Raw genomic sequence first — 21,251 nt, forward strand, 5'->3', positions numbered from 1 at the left:
CAATCGCCTATTCGCGTTTCGGGCCGCCGGCATGGTCTGCCAGGAAATTCTCAATCGTGCGCCACAGATGCACGCTGATGCCCGGCCCGCCGACGCGATGCGTCTGCCCTGGATAGGCCATCATCTCGAACGGCACCGCCGCGCCCTGCATCTTCGCCATCAGCGCGGTGGCATTGTCGAACACGACATTGTCATCGGACATGCCGTGGATCAGCAATAGCGGATCGCTGATCTTGACCGACTCTTCGACCGCGCCGGCAGCCGGATAGGCGCTTGGCTTGTCCTGGGGTTTCCCCAGATAGCGCTCGGTATAGTGGGTGTCGTACAACTGCCACTTCGTCACCGGGGCGCCTGCCACAGCGGCGGCAAAGGTCCCCGGCGCCTTTTCCAGTAATTTGAGCGACATATAGCCGCCATAGGACCAGCCATAGGTGGCGATCCGGTCGGCATCGACGAAGGGCTGACTTTTCAGCCATTCGACGCCCTTCAGCTGATCCTCCACCTCGACCGTGCCCATCGCGCGATAGAGATGATCCTCGAACGCCTTGCCGCGATCGGGCGTGCCGCGATTGTCGATGGCAAAGACGATCCAGCCGCGATCGACCAGATACTGGTTGAGCGCGCCCGACCAGCTATTCGTCACCTGCCGGCCGGCACCGGGGCCGCCATAATGGATCATGAAGACCGGATAGCGTTTGCCCGGCTCCAGCGGCGGCGTCATCATCTTGGTATAAAGCGTCGTGCCATCCTTCGCTTTCACCGTTCCAAAGCGTGTCTTCGCGTGACTTGCGACATAGGGCGCGTAGGGGTGATCCCCAGTCAATGCGTTCTGCGACAACCATTGCAATTGCTTGCCGTCGCTATCGGCCAGATAGACCTGCTTGGGCTGGTCCGTGTTCTGACGCGACACCACGACCCGGCTTGCCGCATCGTCCATGACGGCGTCATTCCACCATCCTGCGCTGGTCAGCATTCGCGCCGCGACGGGCGTGGCGAGCGACGTGACGTAGAGTTGTTGTTCAAGCGGAGTTTCGCGGTTGCCCGTGAAGTAGACAAGGCCCTTGTCCTCATCCACGCCGACAACGTCGCGCACCTCCCAATCGCCATTGGTGAGCGCGGTCCATTTTTTTCCGGTAACGCGATACAGATGGCCATGGCCCGAACGTTCCGACCACCACAAAAAGCTGCCGTCACGTAAAGGATGGAAATTATTGGACAAGTTGATCCAGCTTTTCGCCTCTTCGGTCAGTGCGATCCGCGCCTTGCCCGTCATCGGGTCGACGGCGAGCAGGTCGAGCCGCTTCTGGTCCCGACTTTCCCGCTGGACGAATAACGTGCGGCCGTCCTTGGACCAATTCACCCGCGCGAGATAGATGTCCTTGTCCGGCCCGAGATCGACCTGGACCTGCCCCGAACCGTCAGGCTTCATGACGAACAGGTCCACAATGGCGTTGGGCGTCCCGGCGGCGGGATAGCGTTGTTGATAGACCGTGGTGCCTTCGCCGCCGATCGCCGTGCGAGTGACGATCCCGACCGGGCTTTCATCCACGCGGGCGACCGCGATCATCTTATCGTCGGGGGACCACCAATAGCCGGTGCGACGATCCATTTCTTCCTGTGCAACGAATTCGGCAACGCCCCAATTGACCGTGTCACTCGCGCCTTGGGTCACCTGCCGCTCTGCGCCTCCGATAGGCTGGACGAACAGATTGCCGTCACGGACGAACGAGACGAACCCGCCTTTGGGGCTGACCACGCCATTGAGCTCCCCGCCGGGCGTATCGGTCAGCCGCTTCACCTTGCCATCCAGCGCGGCGAGATACAGGTCGCCATCGACGGGAACCAGGATCGTTTTCCCGTCGGGCGACCAGTCATAGCTGGTGATACCGGTGCTTCCCGCGACAGAGCGGTCCCGCTCCCGCTGCATCTTTTCCGCTTCGCTCAAGGCCGCGCCGCTACCGGTCTTCTTGGAATCCACCAGCATCCGCTCCGACCCGGTACGGGTGTCGATAGCCCAAAGATCGAGCCGCTCCTTTTCGTCAGCGCGCGGCTTCAATAATGTGACCAGCGTGCCGTCGGGCGAAAGCTTGAGCGCGCGGGGCTGAGGGCCGGCAAGATCCGGACTGGCGAAAACGCGTTCCAAAGTCAGTTTGCGGCTATCGGCCGCATGGGCTGGCGTGCTCTGGATGGCGATCAATGCGCCAAGGGCCGCGCCGAATTGCAGATAAGGGGGCATGAGGATCCTTTCCGATTGGCGCGCAAACGCACCGCTTCAAGGCGCTGGCTTAGCGCCTGGGACAAGAAAAGATCAATGCCGGGAAATATCCTGTCCAGCCATCATCGCCGGGATGATGGTGGGCGCGACAGGGATTGAACCTGTGACCCCACCCGTGTGAAGGGTGTGCTCTACCGCTGAGCTACGCGCCCCCTGAAAGGAGGAGGCGGCCTTTGACACTGGCGACGGGCCCTGTCAACCGCTTCGCGCCCATCGATAGTAAAATGGCTCTGGTGAATGCCAGTTGACCGCCCTGCCGCATCCGTGCCCCCTTTCGAGCGGCGCCGGAGACATTATCCCGCAAATGCCATATCTATTGCAGGTTGCGATTGATGGCGGCCAGGTGTCTAGTCAATTTGACGCCGTCGCAATTCGCTTCACCACAATCGCACACATCGATCGTGTAGCGTATGCCACACATGACCAGCACATCCTCATCAAAGCTGTAGTTGGATATCCCCGCGCGCTCGACCTTTTCCATGGCCCTGGCCTTGAGAGTCATCCATGTCGCTCCTGTCGAAACCGATAGCTGATCATTTGTTGTGCGCTGCACAATGTCAATTGACCCAGTTTGGTTCCGGCACAGCTTTGAAATATATATGTCGTATTAATGACACAGCCTACGGCGCAACGCCGTCTCTTGCGCGGTTCTTCCTCGCGTCCCATATCGCGCGGCATGAACGATCAACCTCGCGCATCTTCCATGCCGGTCTGGCACGGCACCACCATCATGTCCGTCCGAAAAAATGGCAAAGTTATCGTGGCCGGCGACGGTCAGGTGTCCATGGGCCAGACCGTGATGAAACCCAACGCCCGCAAGGTCCGCCGCCTGCATGATGGCAGCGTGATTGGCGGCTTTGCCGGTGCTACCGCCGATGCTTTCACCCTGTTCGAACGGCTGGAGGCGAAGCTGGAGCGCCACAACGGCCAGCTCATGCGCGCCGCCGTTGAACTGGCCAAGGATTGGCGCACCGACAAATATCTGCGCAACCTGGAGGCGATGATGATCGTCGCCGACAAGGATGTAACGCTGATCCTGACAGGGAATGGCGACGTCCTCGAACCATTGAATGGCGTCGCAGCGATCGGGTCGGGGGGTAATTTCGCGCTCGCGGCGGCCCGGGCGCTGATGGATTATGAACAGGACGCTGAAGCACTGGCGCGCAAGGCCATGGCCGTCGCTGCCGACATCTGCGTCTACACCAATGACCAATTGACGATCGAAACGCTCGACAGCGTCGCCTGACCTCCAGTTTCCCAAGAAGAGATTATGAACGACAATCTTACGCCCAAAGCCATCGTCGCTGCGTTGGACGCGCACATCATCGGACAGCAGGATGCCAAGCGCGCCGTCGCCGTTGCGCTGCGCAACCGCTGGCGCCGCCAGCATCTGTCCGCCGATCTGCGCGACGAGGTGACGCCCAAAAACATCCTGATGATCGGCCCGACGGGATGCGGCAAGACTGAAATTAGCCGCCGTCTGGCAAAACTCGCCGACGCTCCGTTCGTTAAGGTGGAGGCGACCAAGTTTACCGAAGTCGGCTATGTCGGCCGGGACGTAGAGCAGATTGTCCGCGACCTGGTCGAGGAAGCGGTGCGTCTGGAAAAGGATCGCCGCCGCGAAGCTGTGCGCGAAGCGGCGTCCGAAGCTGCGATGGCGCGGCTGCTCGATGCTTTGACCGGCAAGGAAGCAAGTGAGGCGACGCGCCTGTCGTTCCGCCAGAAGATAGAGAATGACCAGATGAACGAGGTCGAGGTCGAGGTGGACGTCGCCGACAGCCCATCCATGCCCATGGAGATACCCGGTATGGGCGGTCAGGTCGGCATGATCAACCTTTCCGACATGATGTCCAAGGCGTTCGGGCAGACCCAGAAGAAGCGGCGCAAAATGCGTGTTGCCGATGCCTGGGACAAGCTGGTCGAGGAAGAGCAGGACAAAAGGCTGGATCAGGACGACGTCGCCCGCGTCGCCATCAGTAGCGCTGAGCAGAATGGCATCGTGTTCCTGGACGAAATCGACAAGATCGCGGTCAGCGATGTGCGGGGCGGATCGGTCAGCCGCGAAGGCGTGCAGCGTGATCTGCTGCCGCTCATCGAAGGGACGACCGTGGCCACCAAATATGGCCCGCTCAAGACCGATCACATCCTCTTCATAGCATCCGGCGCGTTCCACGTTGCCAAGCCCAGCGATCTGCTCCCTGAATTGCAGGGCCGGCTACCGATCCGCGTTGAATTGAAGGCGCTGACCGAAGAGGATTTCGTCGCCATCCTGTCCGACACCAAGGCAAGCCTGGTCGCGCAATATCGCGCGCTGCTGGCAACCGAGGAGGTGACGATCGACCTGACGCCCGAGGGCATTCGCGCCGTCGCGAAGATTGCCGCAGAGGTGAATAGCGAGGTCGAGAATATCGGCGCCCGCCGCCTTCAGACGGTGATGGAAAAGCTGCTGGAAGATGTCAGCTTCGATGCGGAGGATCGGCGCGGCGAAACGCTGGTGATCGACGCCGCCTATGTCGAAAAGCAACTAAGCGCGGTGGCGCGCGACACCGACCTTAGCAAATATGTGCTGTAACGAAGGTCATTCTGGCGAAGTCGAGACGCATGTTTCGACTTCGCCAGCGATCGCTGAACTTTAGTAGGAGCGGCCTACAAGCACGCGCTCGACCGCCGCGCCGCCCGTGAAGATGCACACGCCGTCGGCCGCCGCCGCATCGTTCGGGACATTGCGCAGCGTCAGCTTTTCGCCCTTAAGCCACTGAACGACCTTTTCCAGTTCAGCGCCGGTAGGCTTGGCCCACTGCACCAGCGCCCATCCCGGCTTCTTGCTGGCCGTGAAATAGGCTTTCAACGCATCGATGTCTGCGATCGTCTCATCGATGGCCACGTCCAGTCGCGCCTTGGCATCCGCAAAGAGAGCGGCCTGAACCTCTTCCAGCATCGACGCCGCGCTCCCGACCAGATCATCCTTGGCGACGATCCGGCTGTCCAGCTTGCCGTCCTCGCGGTACAGGCGGTCGCGGCGGATGACGGATACATTACCGCCCGCCACGTCGCGGCTACCGACCTCGATCACGATCGGCGCCCCCTTCTTGACCCAGCCCCAGCGCTTGGTCGCGGCCTTCGCGGGCCGTTTGTCGAGCAGCGCGCGCACCGGTTCGCGGAATGCGTCCAGCTGGTTCAGACGATGAACCAGATCCGTGCAATATTCGACAATCGCCGCGTCCTCCTCCGTGTCGCGCAGCATCGGCACGATCACGATCTGATAAGGCGCGACGCGCGGCGGGACACGCAGGCCGTCATCATCGCCATGCGTCATGATAAGGCCCCCGATCATACGGGTGGAAACGCCCCAGCTGGTCGTCTGCGCCAGTTCCTGCTGCCCTTCGGCATTCTGGAACTTGATATTCTGCGCCTGGCTGAAGGTCGTGCCCAGAAAATGTGAGGTGCCTGCCTGCAGCGCCTTGCCATCCTGCATCATCGCTTCGATCGAATAGGTGGCGACTGCGCCGGGAAAACGCTCATTCTCCGGCTTTTCGCCTGCGATCACCGGCATCGCCACGCACTTTTCGGCAAAGGCGCGATAGACTTCCAGCATCTTGAGTGTTTCGTCCATGGCTTCATCGACCGTCGCGTGCGCGGTATGCCCTTCCTGCCACAGAAACTCGGCAGTGCGCAGGAACATGCGCGTGCGCATTTCCCAGCGCACGACATTGGCCCACTGGTTGATCAGCACGGGCAGATCGCGCCAGCTCTGCACCCAGCGGCTGAACGCCGCGCCGATGACCGTCTCCGATGTGGGACGCACGACCAGCGGCTCTTCCAGCTTTGCTTCGGGGTCCGGCACCAGCTTGCCGTCCTGCTGAATCAGCCGGTGATGGGTGACGACCGCCATTTCCTTGGCAAAGCCGTCGACATGCTCGGCTTCCTTTTCGAAGTAGGACAGCGGGATGAACAGTGGGAAATAGCAATTTTCATGGCCGGTCGCCTTGATCTGCTCATCGAGCAGCTTCTGCATCCGCTCCCAGATGCCATAGCCCCAGGGGCGGATTACCATGCAGCCGCGCACACCGCTTTCCTCCGCCATGTCGGCTTCGGCGATGACAGCCTGGTACCAGGCGGCGAAATCCTGTTCGCGGGAAACGGAAAGAGCGTGCTTCACGATGGCTGGCCTTGGCTGGTCGATTGAGAGAATGGCGCGCCATAGGCCAGACGCGCTATCCCTGTCGACCCTTTGCCGACGCGGTCAGCTCAGCTTGTCGATCTTGGCATTGAGCGCGGAGAGCTGCGCCTTGAGTTCAGCGATCTCGTCGTCCTTCGCGCCTTCCGATACGCTGCCCGGCGTCGGCTGCGCACCCGGCATCGTCCCGGGCATTCCCGGTACGCCGTTGCCAAAAGCGCTGGCGGCTGCTTCGAACATCTGCATGTTGCGTTTGGCGATCTCGGCCAGCGGGCCACCGCCGAACGCGCCCTTCATCGCTTCCTGGAATTGCTGCTGGTTCTTGCGGAACGCATCCATCGACGCTTCCAGATATTGCGGAACCATCGACTGCATCGAATCGCCATACATGGCGATCAACTGGCGAAGGAAGTTGACCGGCAGCATGTTCTTGCCGCGCTGTTCCTCTTCCATGATGATCTGTGTCAGCACATTATGCGTGATATCCTCGCCGGTCTTGGCATCGACCACGACAAATTCCCGCCCTTCCCGCGTCATCTGCGACAACAGGTCCAAGGTGATGTAACTGGATGTTTCGGTGTTATAGAGCCGCCTGTTGGCGTACTTCTTGATGACGACCGGTTCCGAACTATTGGCGGCCTTTGATTTGGACATGGATACCTCTCCCACACCTGCGAATGCCGCAATAGCACAGGGCGTTGCCGCACCGCAACATGGCCCCCGGCCTTTGCCCCTTTTTCTCAATATTTTATGGCGCGAGACAGAGGGGGATCCAGACCTTCGCAAGCGCGCGCTTGCGGGACTGCGCAAATATCAGAACGCCGATCGGCCGCCAGTGCGTGATGCGGGGCGGCCTGTCGCCCACGCCGGATCGGCACGCCTGCTGCAATATGGCGCACAAAACGATCGTTTTCCGGTGGTCTTCATTCCTTCGCTGATCAACCCTCCGCATGTGCTCGATCTATCGGAACGCCGATCCTTGCTGCGCCACATGGTCGCAGCAGGGCACGACGCCTATCTGGTCGATTGGGGCGCGCCCGACGCCGCGGATGCCTCGCTTGGCCTCGACGGGCATGTGACGGAACGCCTGCTCCCGCTGCTCGCCGCCCTGCCGCGCCCGCCAATTCTTGTCGGCTACTGCCTGGGTGGCAGCCTGGCATTGGGAGCGGCGGCGCTCGTCCCCACAGCGGCAGTCGCGACCATTGCGGCCCCGTGGCGCTTCAGTCATTTCCCCGCGGCCGATCTGGAATTGATCGCCTCTCTATGGAGGGGCGCGAAAGCGATGTGCCAGCGGATCGGTTATGTGCCGATGGAGGTCTTGCAGTCAGGCTTCTGGGCGATGGACCCCGCGCGCACCATCCGCAAGTTCGCCGCCTTCGCCGACGCCGAATCGGGTTCGGATGCTGAGCAGGCATTTCTGGCGGTCGAGGATTGGGCGAATGAAGGGCCACCGCTGACCTATGCCGCGGGACGCGACCTGTTCGAATCCTTCTATGCTGGCGATGCCACGGGACGCGGGCAATGGCGCGTAGGACATATGACGGTCGATCCCCAAGCCCTCACCTGTCCCACTTTGTCGATCCGATCCACTACCGACCGCATCGTGCCGGCGGCCGCCAGCCCGCATCTGCGGGAGGCGCGCAGCCTGTCGCTCGGCCATGTGGGGATGGTAGTCGGTAGCCGCGCCCCCGAACTGCTGTGGCAACCTTTGTCCCACTGGCTTTCCAGCCATGGCGGCTGATGCTATTGCGCCTGCGAAAACCCATCCACCATCAAAGAGGATAGAGGCCTTGTCAGACATCGTCATCACCGCCGCGAAGCGCACGCCCGTCGGCAGCTTTCTTGGCGCATTCAGCAGCACGCCGGCGCATGTCCTGGGCCAGACCGCGATTCAGGCCGCGCTGGAACAGGCGGGGGTTTCGGCCGAGGAGGTGGATGAAGTCATTCTGGGCCATGTCCTGACGGCAGGGCTGGGCCAAAATCCCGCCCGTCAGGCAGCGGTCGCTGCCGGTATCCCGGTGGATCGTACCGCCTTCGCGATCAATCAGGTCTGCGGGTCGGGCCTGCGTGCCGTCGCGCTCGCAGCGCAGGCGATCGCGCTGGGCGACGCGCGCATCATGGTTGCGGGCGGTCAGGAAAATATGTCGCTCGCCCCGCACGCCCAGTTCCTGCGCGCCGGGCAGAAAATGGGCAATGTCAGCCTGATCGACACCATGATCGTCGATGGCCTGACCGATGCGTTCAACGGCTATCATATGGGCATTACGGCCGAGAATCTGGCCGAGAAATATCAGATCAGCCGCGAAGCGCAGGACGCATTCGCCGTGGCCAGCCAGAACAAGGCGTCGGCCGCGCGGTCCTCCGGTCGCTTCAAGGATGAAATCACGCCCGTGACGGTCAAGGGGCGCAAGGGCGACACGATCGTCGATACCGATGAATATATTCGCGATGGCGCGACGATCGAGGCGATGAGTGGCCTCAAACCCGCTTTCAAGAAGGACGGCTCGGTCACGGCAGGCAATGCCAGCGGCCTGAACGACGGCGCCGCCGCGCTGGTGCTGATGACGGCCGATGAGGCCGCCAAGCGCGGCGCGACGATCCTGGGCCGTATCGCAGGCTTTGCGACCTGCGGCGTCGATCCGTCGATCATGGGCATTGGCCCGGCTCCGGCCAGCCGCAAGGCGTTGTCCAAGGCGGGCTGGTCGGTCGCCGACCTCGACCTCATCGAAGCCAATGAGGCGTTCGCGGCACAGGCCCTGTCCGTCAGCCAGGAACTGGGCTTTGATCCGGACAAGGTCAATGTGAATGGCGGTGCAATCGCGATCGGCCATCCCATCGGCGCATCGGGCGCGCGGGTGCTGACGACCTTGCTCTATGAAATGGGCAAGCGCGACGCGAAAAAGGGCTTGGCCACGCTTTGCATCGGCGGCGGCATGGGCGTTGCCATGTGCATCGAACGCTGATCTCAAGTCGCATGATCGCAAAAGGCCGCCGGGCGAAACCTGGCGGCCTTTTTTTCAAGATATTTTGGACCGCCGGCACCGCTCCGAACAATAGATGACGCTCTCCCAGTCCCGCGCCCATTTCTTGCGCCAGGCAAAGGGGCGTTGGCAGACCGGGCACGTCTTCGTCGGCAGATGCGCTTTGGCGACGCCCCGCGGCATCAAGCCCACAGCCGGTCATAACGTGCGCCAAGCCCTGTCAGAAGCTCATATTGCGACAGGCCCGACGCGGCCGAAGCGCGCGGCAGATCATAATCGATATCGACCCAGTCTCCTTCGGACAGGCCGGGCACGGCGCTGACATCGATCGCCGCCAGGTCCATCGACACCCGTCCCAGCACTGGCAGGCGAACGCCCGCCACGCTCGCCGCACCCGTGCCGGAAAAACCGCGCAGATAGCCATCGGCATAGCCAAGGTTCAAAATGGCCACCTCATGATCCTGCTTTGCGGTGAAGGTCGCATTATAGCCGATGCTGTCCCCCGCGATCAGTCGACGCCGTTGCAATATCTGCGCCTGCGGCTGCACGACCCGGCGGATATGCCCGGCTGCCTTGGCATGAGGCACGCCGCCGTAAAGCGCGATTCCCGGCCGTGTCAGGTCGAACCGATAATCGGCGTTCAGGCAGATGCCTGCACTATTGGCCAGGCTATATCGTTCTGCCGGGACGCCAAGGGCAATCTGTGCGAAGCGATCCCGTTGCACCGCGTTGAGCGCCACCTCTTCGTCGGCCGAAGCGAGATGGCTCATGACCGTCTCGATGGTCAGCCCGTCCAAAATCCCCGCCGCATCGCAACGCCAGTCCAGTCCGAGCCGGTTCATGCCGGTATCGATCATGACGTCGCAGGACTTTTGTCCCGCATCGCGCCACCGCGCGACCTGCGCGGGAGCGCACAGAACGGGTTTCGCGCGCGACGCAACGGCGATAGCCATATCCTCGTCGCGCACGCCATGCAGCACGGACAGGCGCACGCCATCCGCCATCAATGGCTCAAGCGCCAGGGCCTCCCCCCAATTGGACACGAAAAAGTCGCGACAGCCCGCGTGCGTAAGGCGCCGCATGACCTCCTCCGCACCCAGCCCATAGCCATTGGCCTTGATGGCCGCGCCGCACGCCGCCGGGCCACTCATCCGCGCCAGCCAGCGCCAGTTGGACACCAGCGCGTCGCCATCCAGGCGCAGCCGAAGCGGAGCGATATAGCCATGCATCGCGACGCGGATAGCGGGCTGCGCCTTCGCCGTCGAGGGGGCAGGCAGGGCAATCCATGTCCGCCCAAACAACTCCTGCGTCGAGCCGTTTGCGACGCCTGGCCTATTCCAGTTCCAGGATCACCGCGTCCACCGGCAGGCTTTCGCCTTGCGCGGCCGACACGCTCTTGACCGTACCCGCCTTGCCTGCGCGCAGGATATTTTCCATCTTCATCGCTTCAATGACGGCAAGCGGCTGGCCGACCTCGACCTTGTCGCCTTCCTTGACGTTGAGCGCGACCAGCAGTCCGGGCATCGGGCAAATCAGAAATTTTGAAAGATCCGGCGCAACCTTTTCCAGCATGTGCGCAGCATAGGGCGCAGCATGCGCGGGCAGGATGCGCAGGCGATGGCTTGCGCCATGCGCCGTCAGGACGAAACCGGACCGGGCCGATGCGATGCGGACCGCCAGCATCTTGTCGCCGAACTCCGCCTCGATCAGCCGATCGCCCGGCGTATATTCCAGCGCCATGTCGATGCTTTCCGCATCGACGGTGACATGGTCTCCATCGATCACGACATCGTGGACCGCATCGCCGATTTTCACCTGCCAGCCCGTGGGGGGGGACAACCGCTTGCCGAGTTGCCCTTCAATCCGGCGGGCGCGATCAGCCTGCGCCATCGCGGCGAAAGCGCCGATGGCCGACAATTGGCGCAGCAGTTCCGGAGACGCCGGGGCGCCCTTGAAGCCTTCGGGATATTCCTCGGCAATGAAGCCGGTAGTGATATTGCCGGAACGGAAGCGCTCATGCTGCATCAATGCGGACACGAAATCGATATTATGCCCCGGCCCCTCGATCTCGAACCGGTCGAGCGCCTCGATCTGCTTGTCGATGGCTTCAAGGCGCGTGGGCGCCCATGTCACCAGCTTGGCGATCATGGGATCGTAGAACATCGAGACTTCACCGCCTTCCGCAACGCCATCGTCGACGCGCACCTTCGCGCCGGTCTCGTCCGTGCCCTGCTCCGGCGGATTGTAACGGATCAGGCGGCCGGTCGAGGGAAGAAAACCGCGATAGGGATCTTCGGCATAGACGCGGTTCTCGATCGCCCAGCCGTTGATCTTCACGTCGGCTTGGCCGAAGGCGAGCTTTTCGCCATTGGCGACCCGGATCATCTGTTCGACAAGGTCGACGCCGGTGATTTCTTCGGTGACAGGGTGTTCGACCTGAAGCCGGGTATTCATTTCCAGGAAGTAGAAGCCGTCGCCGGTCTTGTCCTCGCCCGACACGATCAGTTCGACCGTGCCCGCGCTGAAATAGCCGACCGCGCGGGCGAGCGCGACGCATTGCTCGCCCATCTTCTTGCGCATTTCGGGCGACACGAAGGGCGATGGCGCTTCCTCGACCACCTTCTGATGGCGGCGCTGGATCGAGCATTCGCGTTCGTTGAGATAGACGATATTGCCATGCTGGTCGCCCAGCACCTGGATTTCGATGTGGCGCGGGCTTTCGATGAACTTCTCGATGAAGACGCGATCGTCACCGAAGGACGCCAGCCCTTCGCGCTTGGTCGCCTCAAAGCCTTCGCGCACATCCTGCTCGCTATAGGCGAGCCGCATGCCTTTGCCTCCGCCGCCGGCTGAGGCCTTCATCATCACCGGATAGCCGATCTCGTTGGAGATTTTTACGGCATGGTCTGTGTCCTCAATGACGCCGACAAAGCCGGGGACGACGTTGACTCCCGCTTCCTTGGCCAGCTTCTTGGACTCGATCTTGTCACCCATCGCCGCAATGGCATTGGCGGGAGGGCCAACGAAGATGATACCCTCCGCATCCAGCGCCTTGCGGAAGCTCTCGCGCTCAGAAAGAAAGCCATAGCCGGGATGGACAGCGTCGGCGCCGGTGGCCTTGCACGCTTCGATGATCTTGTCGGCCAGCAGATAGGATTGGGCGGCGGGCGACGGGCCGATATGCACGGCTTCGTCGGCCATCAGCACATGCGGCGCGCGCGCATCGGCATCGGAATAGACCGCGACGGTCGCAATGCCCATCTTCTTGGCCGTGCGCATGACACGGCACGCAATTTCGCCACGGTTCGCGATCAGGATCTTGGTGATTGCCATTCTATTTCCTATCCCAGTCCTATACTATCAGCCGTTCGGGCCGAGATTGTCGAAGCCCCGTTCTTCACTTCGGAAAGAAGTGCAGCCCTTCGACAAGCTCAGGGCAAACGGATGTTGTGTGTGTCAGCGAGAAGATTTTCGCCGAAGAATGAAGTAAATGCCGATCAGCCATAGGAGCAGAACAGACACAGCAATATACCAACCGAGCCAAGCTGATCCGCTGCTCAGGATAAGCGCAGCGAAAGTCAGCCAAGAAAGAGCGATGACTTTACCGCCGGTCATACGCCCACCTGACCCACACCCGTCATGCCGGACTTGATCCGGCATCCCGCTTTCTTCCCGCGCGGCGGCGAAGAAGAAGCGGGAACCCGAATTAAATCCGGGGTGACGAGGGTGGGCGCGAATTTCACTCCGCCGCCTCCAACTCAACCTTCACCTCGGCCTGCATCGGCACGACGCCCAACTTCGCGAACAGCGCCGTGTCGGCATTGTCGCCCGCATTCGCCGTCGTCAGCAGCTTGTCCCCGGTGAAGATACTGTTCGCTCCTGCCATGAAGCAGAGCGCCTGACAGGCCTCGCTCATGCTCTCGCGCCCGGCGGAGAGCCGCACCATGCTCTCCGGCATCACGATCCGCGCGACGGCAACGGTCCGCACGAACTCAATCTCGTCGATCTTGGCGAGCGGCGTGTCGGCCAGCATATTGCCCAGCACCGTGCCCTTCACCGGCACCAGCGCGTTGATCGGCACACTTTCGGGATGGCGTGGCAGCACGGCCAGCGCATGGAGAAAGCCGACGCGATCCTCGCGCGTCTCGCCCATGCCCACGATGCCGCCGCTGCACACGTTAATACCTGAATTACGGACATTTTCGAGCGTTACCAGCCGGTCGTCGAAGGTCCGCGTGGTGATGACCTTCTCATAATGTTCGGGCGAAGTGTCGATATTGTGGTTGTAATAATCGAGGCCGGCGTCGGCCAGCATGTCCGCCTGGCTTTCGCTCAGCATCCCCAGCGTCATGCAGGTTTCCATGCCCATCTGGCGCACGCCCTTCACCATCTCGACGATGGCGGGCATGTCCCGATCCTTGGGATTGCGCCAGGCCGCGCCCATGCAGAAACGGGAGCTGCCCGCATCCTTCGCCTGCGCCGCCGCCTGCATCACCGCCTGCACGCTCATCAGCTTCTCGGCCTTGAGGCCGCTTTCGGCATGGGCGGACTGGTTGCAATAGCCGCAATCCTCCGGGCAGCCGCCGGTCTTGATCGACAGCAAAGTGGACAACTGCACCTGATTGCGCGGGAAGTTGGCGCGATGGATCGACTGCGCATCGAACATCAGGTCGTTGAACGGCAGGTCGAACAGCGCGGCGATTTCGGCGCGGGTCCAGTCGGTGCGAGGGGTTCCCCCTTCCCGTTCGGTTCGAGCTTGTCCAGAGCCCTGTGCATCCGTTCTCGACAAGCTCGAACCGAACGGAGATGGGGTTTCGGGGCTATTCATCACGCGGCTTCCTCCAGCGGGGGCATGTTGTGGCCAAGGAGGCGCAGCACATCGGCGGCGCACTCCACGACATTGGAGCCAGGGCCATAAATGCCCTGGACGCCCGCGTCACGGAGGAAGTCATAATCCTGCGGCGGGATGACGCCGCCCGCAATCACCTTGATATCGCTGCGGCCCTGCTCGCGCAGCTTGGCGATCAGTTCGGGAATCAAGGTCTTGTGCCCGGCGGCCAGGCTGGAGGCACCAACCACATCGACGCCGCTATCCAGCGCCAGCACTACCGTTTCCTCCGGCGTCTGGAACAGTGGTCCGGACACCACGTCAAAGCCCATATCGCCAAAAGCCGATGCAATGATGTTGGCGCCCCGGTCGTGTCCATCCTGGCCCATCTTCGCAACGAGAAGCTTGGGCCTTCGACCGAGGCGCCGTTCGACGGCCTGCACGCCGTCGAGAACCTGTTGCCAGCGGCTGTCATCCTTGTACGGCGCGCCATAGACGCCTTTCACAGGCGTCGGCTGCGTGCCGTAGCGCTGGAAGCTGTCCTCCATGGCGGAGGATATTTCGCCCAGCGTCGCGCGGGCGCGGGCGGCTTCGACCGCATGAGCGAGCAGGTTATTCTCGATGCTCTGCGGGCCGGCCGCCGCCGCGCGCAGGGCGTCGAGCGCCGCCTCACAGGCCGCTTCGTCACGGTCTGCCTTGACGCGATTGATGCGGGCGATCTGCGCTTCGCGCACCTTGCTATTGTCGACTTCCAGCGTCTCCAGCAGGTCTTCGTTGGCACGGCGATATTTGTTGACGCCGACGATCACATCCTCACCGCGATCGACGCGGGCCTGCCGAGCAGCCGCTGCCGTCTCGATCATCGCCTTGGGCCAGCCGGCGGCGACCGCCTTGGCCATGCCGCCCTCGTTTTCGACCCGATCAATGATCTCCTGCGCGGCGTCCACCAGCTGCTGGGTCAGCGCCTCGACATAATAGCTGCCGCCCAGCGGATCGACGACATTGCACATGCCGGTTTCCTCCTGAATCACCAACTGGGTATTGCGGGCGATACGGGCGGAAAAGTCGGTTGGCAGGGCGATCGCCTCATCCAGCGCATTGGTGTGCAGGGATTGGGTGCCGCCCAGCATCGCGGCCATCGCCTCAATGGTGGTCCGCATGACGTTGTTATAGGGATCCTGCTCGGTCAGGGACACGCCCGACGTCTGGCAGTGGGTGCGCAGCATCTTGGACCGCTCCTGCTGCGCGCCAAGCTGCGTCATCGCCCGATGCCACAGGACTCGCGCCGCGCGCAGCTTGGCGATTTCCATGAAGAAATTCATGCCGATGGCGAAGAAGAAGGACAGCCGCCCGGCAAACTTGTCGATGTCGAGGCCCGACGCCACGCCATATTTCACATATTCGATGCCGTCCGCGATGGTGAAGGCCAGCTCCTGCACCTGCGTCGCGCCGGCTTCCTGCATATGATAGCCGGAAATGGAGATGCTGTTGAACTTGGGCATCTCACGCGACGTATAGCCGAAAATGTCGCTGATGATCCGCATCGAGGGTTCGGGCGGGTAGATATAGGTGTTGCGGACCATGAACTCCTTGAGGATGTCGTTCTGGATGGTCCCGTCGAGCAGCGCGCGATCGACGCCCTGCTCTTCACCCGCGACGATGAAGAACGCCAATATCGGGATCACCGCGCCGTTCATCGTCATACTGACCGACATCTTGTCGAGCGGAATGCCGTCGAACAGGATCTTCATATCCTCCACGCTGTCGATCGCCACGCCGGCCTTGCCGACGTCGCCCGTCACGCGGGGATGGTCGCTGTCATAGCCCCGGTGCGTCGCCAGGTCGAACGCGACAGACAGCCCTTTCTGACCCGCAGCCAGGTTGCGGCGATAGAAGGCGTTGGATTCTTCGGCGGTCGAAAAACCGGCATATTGGCGGATGGTCCAGGGTCGCCCGGCATACATGGACGCGCGCACGCCCCGCGTGAAAGGCGCGAAGCCGGGCAAACCGGGATCCACGCTGACATCGTCGGCCGTGTAAAGCGGCTTCACTGTGATCCCTTCCGGGGTCTCCCAGTTCAGGTCCTTGCCCTTCACCTCCTTGGCGGCAGCGGCGGCCCATTGATCCAGCGTCGGCTTCTCGGTCATGCAATTTCCGTCCCTGTCACCAACCTCCGTTCGGTTCGAGCTTGTCGAGAACCTTTCTCGACGGACGCTTCTCAACTGTGCTCGAAGCTGCTCGAAACGAACGGGTTTCAGTTTTCAATGCGCCTCTTTGGGCGTCTCCATAATCTCGGTCAGCACCCCGTTCATGTCCTTGGGGTGCACGAAAAAGATGGGCGTGCCATGTGCGCCGATGCGCGGTTCGCCCAGTATCTTCTTGCCTAGCCTTTCAAACCAGGCCTTCGCTTCCATGATGTCGGGCACTTCATAGCACATATGATGCTGCCCGCCGGCCGGATTCTTGGCCAGAAACCCATGGATCGGGCTGGCCTCACCCAAAGGTTCGATCAGTTCGATCTGCGTGCCCGCAGTGCCATTTTCTCCCGGCGTATCAACGAAACAGACCTTGACGCCCTGCGCCGGCAAATCGAACGGAGCATGCGCCAGTGTTGCCCCCATGACGTCGCGATAATAAGCGAGGCTCGCCTCCAGCGAAGGCGTCGCCACCCCGATATGGTTCAGCCGGCCCAGTTTCACGCCACCGCCTCAATCACCATGGCGATGCCCTGCCCGCCGCCGATGCACATGGTGATCAGCGCATGGCGGCCACCGGTCCGTTTCAGCTCATAGGCGGCCTTGATCGTCAGGATCGCGCCGGTCGCCCCGATCGGATGCCCGAGCGAAATGCCCGACCCATTGGGATTTGTCTTGGCCGGGTCGAAGCCCAGTTCCTTGGCAACGCCGCAGGCCTGCGCAGCGAAGGCCTCGTTGCTTTCAATCACGTCCATCTGGTCGAGCGTCAGGCCGGCGCGGGCGAGCGCGACCGGAACCGCTTTCACCGGGCCCAACCCCATCACGCTGGGTTCAACGCCGGCGTGGCCCCAGGCGATGATCCGGGCGAGCGGCTTCAGGCCCTTTTCCGCGACCGCCTTGCCGCTTGCCAGCACGACAGCGCCCGCACCGTCATTGATGCCCGATGCGTTGCCCGCCGTTACTGTGCCGTCTTTCTTGAACACGGGCCGAAGGCCGCCCATTCCCTCCAACGATGCGTCCGCGCGGACATGCTCGTCGGTGTCGAAGATGGTGACGCCCTTGCGCGTCTTGATTTCGACCGGAACGATCTGCTCCTTGAAATAGCCTGCCGCAATGGCAGCCGCGGCGCGCTTGTGGCTTTCCACCGCCACGGCATCCTGCTCCTCGCGGCTGATGCCGCAGCGTTCGGCGACATTTTCCGCCGTCACGCCCATATGGATATTCTCGAACGGATCGTGCAGCGCGCCAAGCATGGCGTCGACCATCTCGATATTGCCCATCTTCTGCCCATTGCGCGCAGACAGCACCATATGCGGGGCATTGGACATGGATTCGGCCCCGCCAGCTACGGCAATATCATGCTCGCCCAGCGCAATCGCCTGCGCCGCCGACACGATGGCCTGAAGCCCCGAACCACACAGCCGATTGACGTTCATCGCCGGCGCATCGGTCGGTATGCCCGCGTTCACCGCCGCGACGCGGCTGACATAGGCGTCCTTGGGCTGGGTCGGAACCACCGTGCCGATGACGACATTCTGCACATCGGCCCCGGTAATACCCGCCCGGTCGATCGCTTCCCTGATGACGATGGCGCCCAGTTCGGCTGGCCGGAAAGACGCCAGCGCCCCACCGAACGTCCCGATCGCCGTGCGCGCACCAGCGACGATGAAAATATCCTGTCCGTTGCTCATAAAATCCACTCCGCCGGTTACGATACCGCTTACAGCGGGATATTGTCGTGCTTCTTCCAGGGGTTTTCCAACTGCTTGTTCCGCAGCTTGCGCAGCCCCAACGCGATGCGCTTGCGGGTCGAATGCGGCTGAATCACCTCGTCGATGAAGCCCTTGCTCGCCGCCACGAAGGGGTTGGCGAAGCGGTCTTCATATTCCTTCGTCCGCTCGGCAATCTCCTCAGGCGTCTTGCCGCGGAAGATGATCTCCACCGCGCCCTTGGCACCCATCACCGCGATTTCCGCGGTCGGCCAGGCATAGTTGAGGTCGCCGCGCAGATGCTTGGAACTCATGACGTCATAGGCGCCGCCATAGGCCTTGCGCGTGATGACCGTGATCTTGGGCACAGTCGCTTCAGCATAGGCGAACAGCAGCTTGGCGCCATGTTTGATGATGCCGTTGAGTTCCTGCGCGGTGCCCGGCAGGAATCCCGGCACGTCCACGAACGTCACGATCGGAATTTCGAACGCATCGCAAAAGCGTACGAAGCGCCCTGCCTTCTTCGCCGAGTTGATGTCGAGCACGCCCGCCAGCACCATCGGCTGGTTGGCGATGATGCCCACCGTCTTCCCCTCGATCCGGCCGAAGCCGCACAGGATATTGCCCGCATGGGCCGGCTGAACTTCAAAGAAGTCGCCCTCGTCCACCACTTTGCGGATCAGTTCATGCATGTCGTAGGGCTGGTTGGCGTTGGCCGGGATCAGCGTGTCGAGGCTGTGTTCGATCCGGTCCCACGGGTCCGCGCTGGGTCGTTCAGGCACAGGATCGCGGTTCGACGCAGGCAGGAAATCGACGAAGTCTCGGACCGCCAGCAGCGCTTCGATATCATTTTCGAACGCCACGTCCGCCACGCCTGACTTGGTCGTATGCGTCACCGCGCCGCCCAGTTCTTCCTGCGTGACCACTTCGTTGGTGACGGTCTTGACCACATCGGGGCCGGTCACGAACATGAAGCTGCTATCCTTCACCATGAAGATGAAGTCCGTCATAGCAGGCGAATAGACCGCGCCGCCCGCGCACGGTCCCATGATGACGCTGATCTGCGGCACCACGCCTGACGCCAGCACGTTGCGCTGGAAAATCTCTGCATAGCCGCCCAGCGATGCCACGCCCTCCTGGATGCGCGCGCCACCGCTGTCGTTCAGGCCGATCACGGGCGCGCCGACCTTCATCGCCATATCCATGATCTTGCAGATTTTCATCGCGTGCCGTTCCGACACCGCGCCGCCATAGACGGTGAAATCCTGGCTGAAGAGGAAGACCAGACGCCCGTTTACGGTACCTGAGCCGGTAACGACGCCGTCGCCCGGCACATGCGCTTCGTCCATGCCGAAATCGACGCAATTATGTTCGACATACATGTCGATCTCTTCAAAGCTGCCTTCATCCAGAAGCACTTCGATCCGCTCCCGCGCGGTCAGCTTGCCCTTGGCATGCTGCGCGTCGATGCGGCGCTGACCGCCGCCCAGCCGAGCGGCGTCGCGCTTGGCTTCCAACTGTTCAATGATGGCGAGCTTCGACATGGTGGGCATCTCTCCGAAAGCGGCTCAGACCGGTTGGCGTCCCTCCTAGACAGCGCGGCCGCGTCTTCGCAAATGCGAATTTGCCAATTTGCAAATCACGACTTCGCAAATTAAGGCAGTCAGATGGCACGCGGCAACCGTATCTTCGCAGGTCCTCGCCTGCGCCAGCTTCGCCTGGACCATCGCATGGACCAGGCGACGATGGCGCAGGCGCTGGGCATATCCGTATCCTATCTCAGCCAGCTTGAGAATGACGACCGGCCGCTGACGGCAAAGGTCAAGGCCGCGGTCGCCAGCGCCTTCCCGACGGACTGGGCGAGCTTCGACAGCCGGGAGGAGGAGCAATTGCTGGGCGCCTTCACCTATGCGCTCGCCCATCCAGAACTGCCCGGCACGCTGATGGAGCCCGAACGCATCGAGAAGCTGCACTTGCAGTTTCCCGAATTCGCTGCTCGCTATGTCGATCTTTATAATGCCCATATGCGCGCCAATGAACGGATCAACATGATCGAGGAGGCGATCGCCAACGATCATGAGATCCAGGCGCGCCTCCCCTGGGAAGCGGCGCGCGACTGGTTTCACGAATCCGGCAATTACGTCCATGTGCTCGACTGCCTGGCGGAGGACATGGCCGACAGCTTCTCGGCGGGCCAGGTGCTGGACGAAGGGATGCTGGTCGAAGCGCTGGCCCGCCGCCACGGCATCGAAACGTTGATCGCCGAAACCCCCGACAGCGCCCTGCGCGCCTATCGCGCCGCCGATCGCCGGCTGTTCATCAACGCCGCGCTGCCGACCGAAAGCCGCAAGTTCATGCTGGGGCATCAGTTGATGATGCTGGAGGGTCAGGCGGTGATCGCCGATGTCGTGGAAAAGGCAGCTTTGCCCGTGCCGGGTGCTGACCGGCTGCTGGCGATCGGCCTTGGCAATTACGCCGCTGGCGCGCTGCTGATGCCCTATGCCGCTTTCCGGGAAGCCGCGCGGACGATGCGACATGATATTGACCGGCTCGCCCGCACCTTCGGCGTCAGTTTCGAACAGGCCTGTCACCGGCTTTCCACGCTGCAACGGCCCGGCCTGCGTGGCATCCCCTTCTTTTTCTGTCGGGTCGACATGGCCGGCAACATCACCAAGCGGCACAGCGCCACCCGGCTGCAATTCGCACGCTTTGGCGGCGCCTGTCCGCTCTGGAACGTCCATGAGGCCGTAGCGGTGCCCGACCGGATCAACGTCCAGCTTGGCGAAACGCCCGACGGCGTCCGCTACGTGTCCATGGCGAAAGGTCTGGTAAAGCCATCGGGCAGCTACAAGCGCACGCCCCGCCGCTACGCCGTGGTGCTGGGATGCGAAGTGACGCATGCTGCGAATTTCGTCTACGCCGACGGCCTGCATTTGCAGGAGGAAGGCGCGGCGACGCCCATCGGCATCACCTGCCGCCTGTGCCCGCGCCAGAGCTGCGACCAGCGTGCCTTCCCGCCGGCTGACCGGCCGATCCATGTCGATCCAGACAATCGCCAGATCGTGCCTTACTGGATCGGTTGACGC

17 protein-coding genes and 1 tRNA gene are annotated in these 21,251 nt (G+C 62.2%); 5 read left to right on the plus strand and 13 right to left on the minus strand.

Annotation, left to right across the window (positions count from 1 at the left end):
• Positions 1–7: 7 nt before the first annotated feature.
• From LL253_RS07225 to LL253_RS07235, 3 genes are all read right to left on the minus strand, one after another.
• Positions 8–2,236 (minus strand): S9 family peptidase, encoded by a 2,229-nt coding sequence (locus LL253_RS07225; protein WP_228226728.1) that lies wholly within the window; start codon positions 2,234–2,236, stop codon positions 8–10.
• A 116-nt stretch (positions 2,237–2,352) separates the two neighbouring features.
• A tRNA-Val gene (locus LL253_RS07230) sits at positions 2,353–2,427 on the minus strand.
• A 161-nt stretch (positions 2,428–2,588) separates the two neighbouring features.
• On the minus strand, positions 2,589–2,777 hold the full coding sequence (locus tag LL253_RS07235; protein ID WP_037542210.1) for a hypothetical protein: 189 nt from the start codon (positions 2,775–2,777) through the stop codon (positions 2,589–2,591).
• A 174-nt stretch (positions 2,778–2,951) separates the two neighbouring features.
• On the opposite strand from LL253_RS07235, the gene hslV reads away from it, so the two are divergent.
• Together hslV and hslU are read left to right on the plus strand one after the other, a co-directional pair.
• Positions 2,952–3,521 carry an ATP-dependent protease subunit HslV gene (hslV, locus tag LL253_RS07240; protein WP_300114670.1) on the plus strand — a complete coding sequence of 190 codons (570 nt, stop codon included), beginning with the start codon at positions 2,952–2,954 and terminating at the stop codon, positions 3,519–3,521.
• A gap of 24 nt (positions 3,522–3,545) precedes the next feature.
• Complete coding sequence (hslU, locus tag LL253_RS07245; RefSeq protein WP_228226729.1) at positions 3,546–4,847, plus strand: ATP-dependent protease ATPase subunit HslU; 1,302 nt, start codon at positions 3,546–3,548, stop codon at positions 4,845–4,847.
• Positions 4,848–4,907: 60 nt separating this feature from the next.
• Here the strand turns inward: hslU and proS are convergent, their stop codons facing one another.
• Together proS and phaR are read right to left on the minus strand one after the other, a co-directional pair.
• Positions 4,908–6,434 carry a proline--tRNA ligase gene (proS, locus tag LL253_RS07250; RefSeq protein ID WP_228226730.1) on the minus strand — a complete coding sequence of 509 codons (1,527 nt, stop codon included), beginning with the start codon at positions 6,432–6,434 and terminating at the stop codon, positions 4,908–4,910.
• A gap of 84 nt (positions 6,435–6,518) precedes the next feature.
• Positions 6,519–7,106, minus strand: a complete 588-nt coding sequence (gene phaR, locus LL253_RS07255) for a polyhydroxyalkanoate synthesis repressor PhaR (protein ID WP_009821605.1) — start codon at positions 7,104–7,106, stop codon at positions 6,519–6,521.
• Here phaR and LL253_RS07260 point away from each other — a divergent pair.
• The gene (locus LL253_RS07260; RefSeq protein ID WP_228226731.1) at positions 7,105–8,193 is read left to right on the plus strand and encodes an alpha/beta hydrolase; all 1,089 of its coding nucleotides are present in this window, start codon (positions 7,105–7,107) and stop codon (positions 8,191–8,193) included. The two genes, phaR and LL253_RS07260, sit on opposite strands and share 2 nt — an antisense overlap.
• Before the next feature lie 49 nt (positions 8,194–8,242).
• Positions 8,243–9,415: an acetyl-CoA C-acetyltransferase gene (locus tag LL253_RS07265; RefSeq protein ID WP_228222807.1), complete on the plus strand. Its 1,173-nt coding sequence runs from the start codon at positions 8,243–8,245 to the stop codon at positions 9,413–9,415.
• Between the two features lie 54 nt (positions 9,416–9,469).
• Here the strand turns inward: LL253_RS07265 and LL253_RS07270 are convergent, their stop codons facing one another.
• From LL253_RS07270 to LL253_RS07305, 8 genes are all read right to left on the minus strand, one after another.
• Positions 9,470–9,616: a DUF2256 domain-containing protein gene (locus tag LL253_RS07270; RefSeq protein ID WP_228226732.1), complete on the minus strand. Its 147-nt coding sequence runs from the start codon at positions 9,614–9,616 to the stop codon at positions 9,470–9,472.
• Complete coding sequence (alr, locus tag LL253_RS07275; RefSeq protein ID WP_228226733.1) at positions 9,616–10,662, minus strand: alanine racemase; 1,047 nt, start codon at positions 10,660–10,662, stop codon at positions 9,616–9,618. Before alr ends, LL253_RS07270 begins: the two co-directional genes overlap by 1 nt.
• A gap of 103 nt (positions 10,663–10,765) precedes the next feature.
• Positions 10,766–12,766, minus strand: coding sequence for an acetyl-CoA carboxylase biotin carboxylase subunit (locus LL253_RS07280; RefSeq protein WP_228226734.1), 2,001 nt, complete (start codon positions 12,764–12,766; stop codon positions 10,766–10,768).
• 406 nt (positions 12,767–13,172) lie between these two features.
• On the minus strand, positions 13,173–14,261 hold the full coding sequence (bioB, locus tag LL253_RS07285) for a biotin synthase BioB (protein ID WP_228226735.1): 1,089 nt from the start codon (positions 14,259–14,261) through the stop codon (positions 13,173–13,175).
• Positions 14,261–16,408 carry a methylmalonyl-CoA mutase gene (scpA, locus tag LL253_RS07290; RefSeq protein ID WP_228222813.1) on the minus strand — a complete coding sequence of 716 codons (2,148 nt, stop codon included), beginning with the start codon at positions 16,406–16,408 and terminating at the stop codon, positions 14,261–14,263. The genes bioB and scpA overlap by 1 nt, the downstream gene beginning before the upstream one ends.
• 114 nt (positions 16,409–16,522) lie before the next feature.
• The gene (gene mce / locus LL253_RS07295; RefSeq protein ID WP_228226736.1) at positions 16,523–16,960 is read right to left on the minus strand and encodes a methylmalonyl-CoA epimerase; all 438 of its coding nucleotides are present in this window, start codon (positions 16,958–16,960) and stop codon (positions 16,523–16,525) included.
• On the minus strand, positions 16,957–18,147 hold the full coding sequence (locus LL253_RS07300) for an acetyl-CoA C-acyltransferase family protein (protein ID WP_228226737.1): 1,191 nt from the start codon (positions 18,145–18,147) through the stop codon (positions 16,957–16,959). The genes mce and LL253_RS07300 overlap by 4 nt, the downstream gene beginning before the upstream one ends.
• A 29-nt stretch (positions 18,148–18,176) precedes the next feature.
• Positions 18,177–19,709, minus strand: coding sequence for an acyl-CoA carboxylase subunit beta (locus LL253_RS07305; RefSeq protein WP_037542684.1), 1,533 nt, complete (start codon positions 19,707–19,709; stop codon positions 18,177–18,179).
• A 123-nt stretch (positions 19,710–19,832) separates the two neighbouring features.
• Here LL253_RS07305 and LL253_RS07310 point away from each other — a divergent pair, with 123 nt between their 5' ends.
• On the plus strand, positions 19,833–21,248 hold the full coding sequence (locus LL253_RS07310) for a helix-turn-helix domain-containing protein (protein WP_009821594.1): 1,416 nt from the start codon (positions 19,833–19,835) through the stop codon (positions 21,246–21,248).
• The last annotated feature ends 3 nt before the right edge of the window (positions 21,249–21,251 follow it).

Origin of the sequence: Sphingobium soli, assembly GCF_020782245.1 — a bacterium.
GTDB classification, from domain to species: Bacteria; Pseudomonadota; Alphaproteobacteria; order Sphingomonadales; family Sphingomonadaceae; genus Sphingobium; species Sphingobium soli.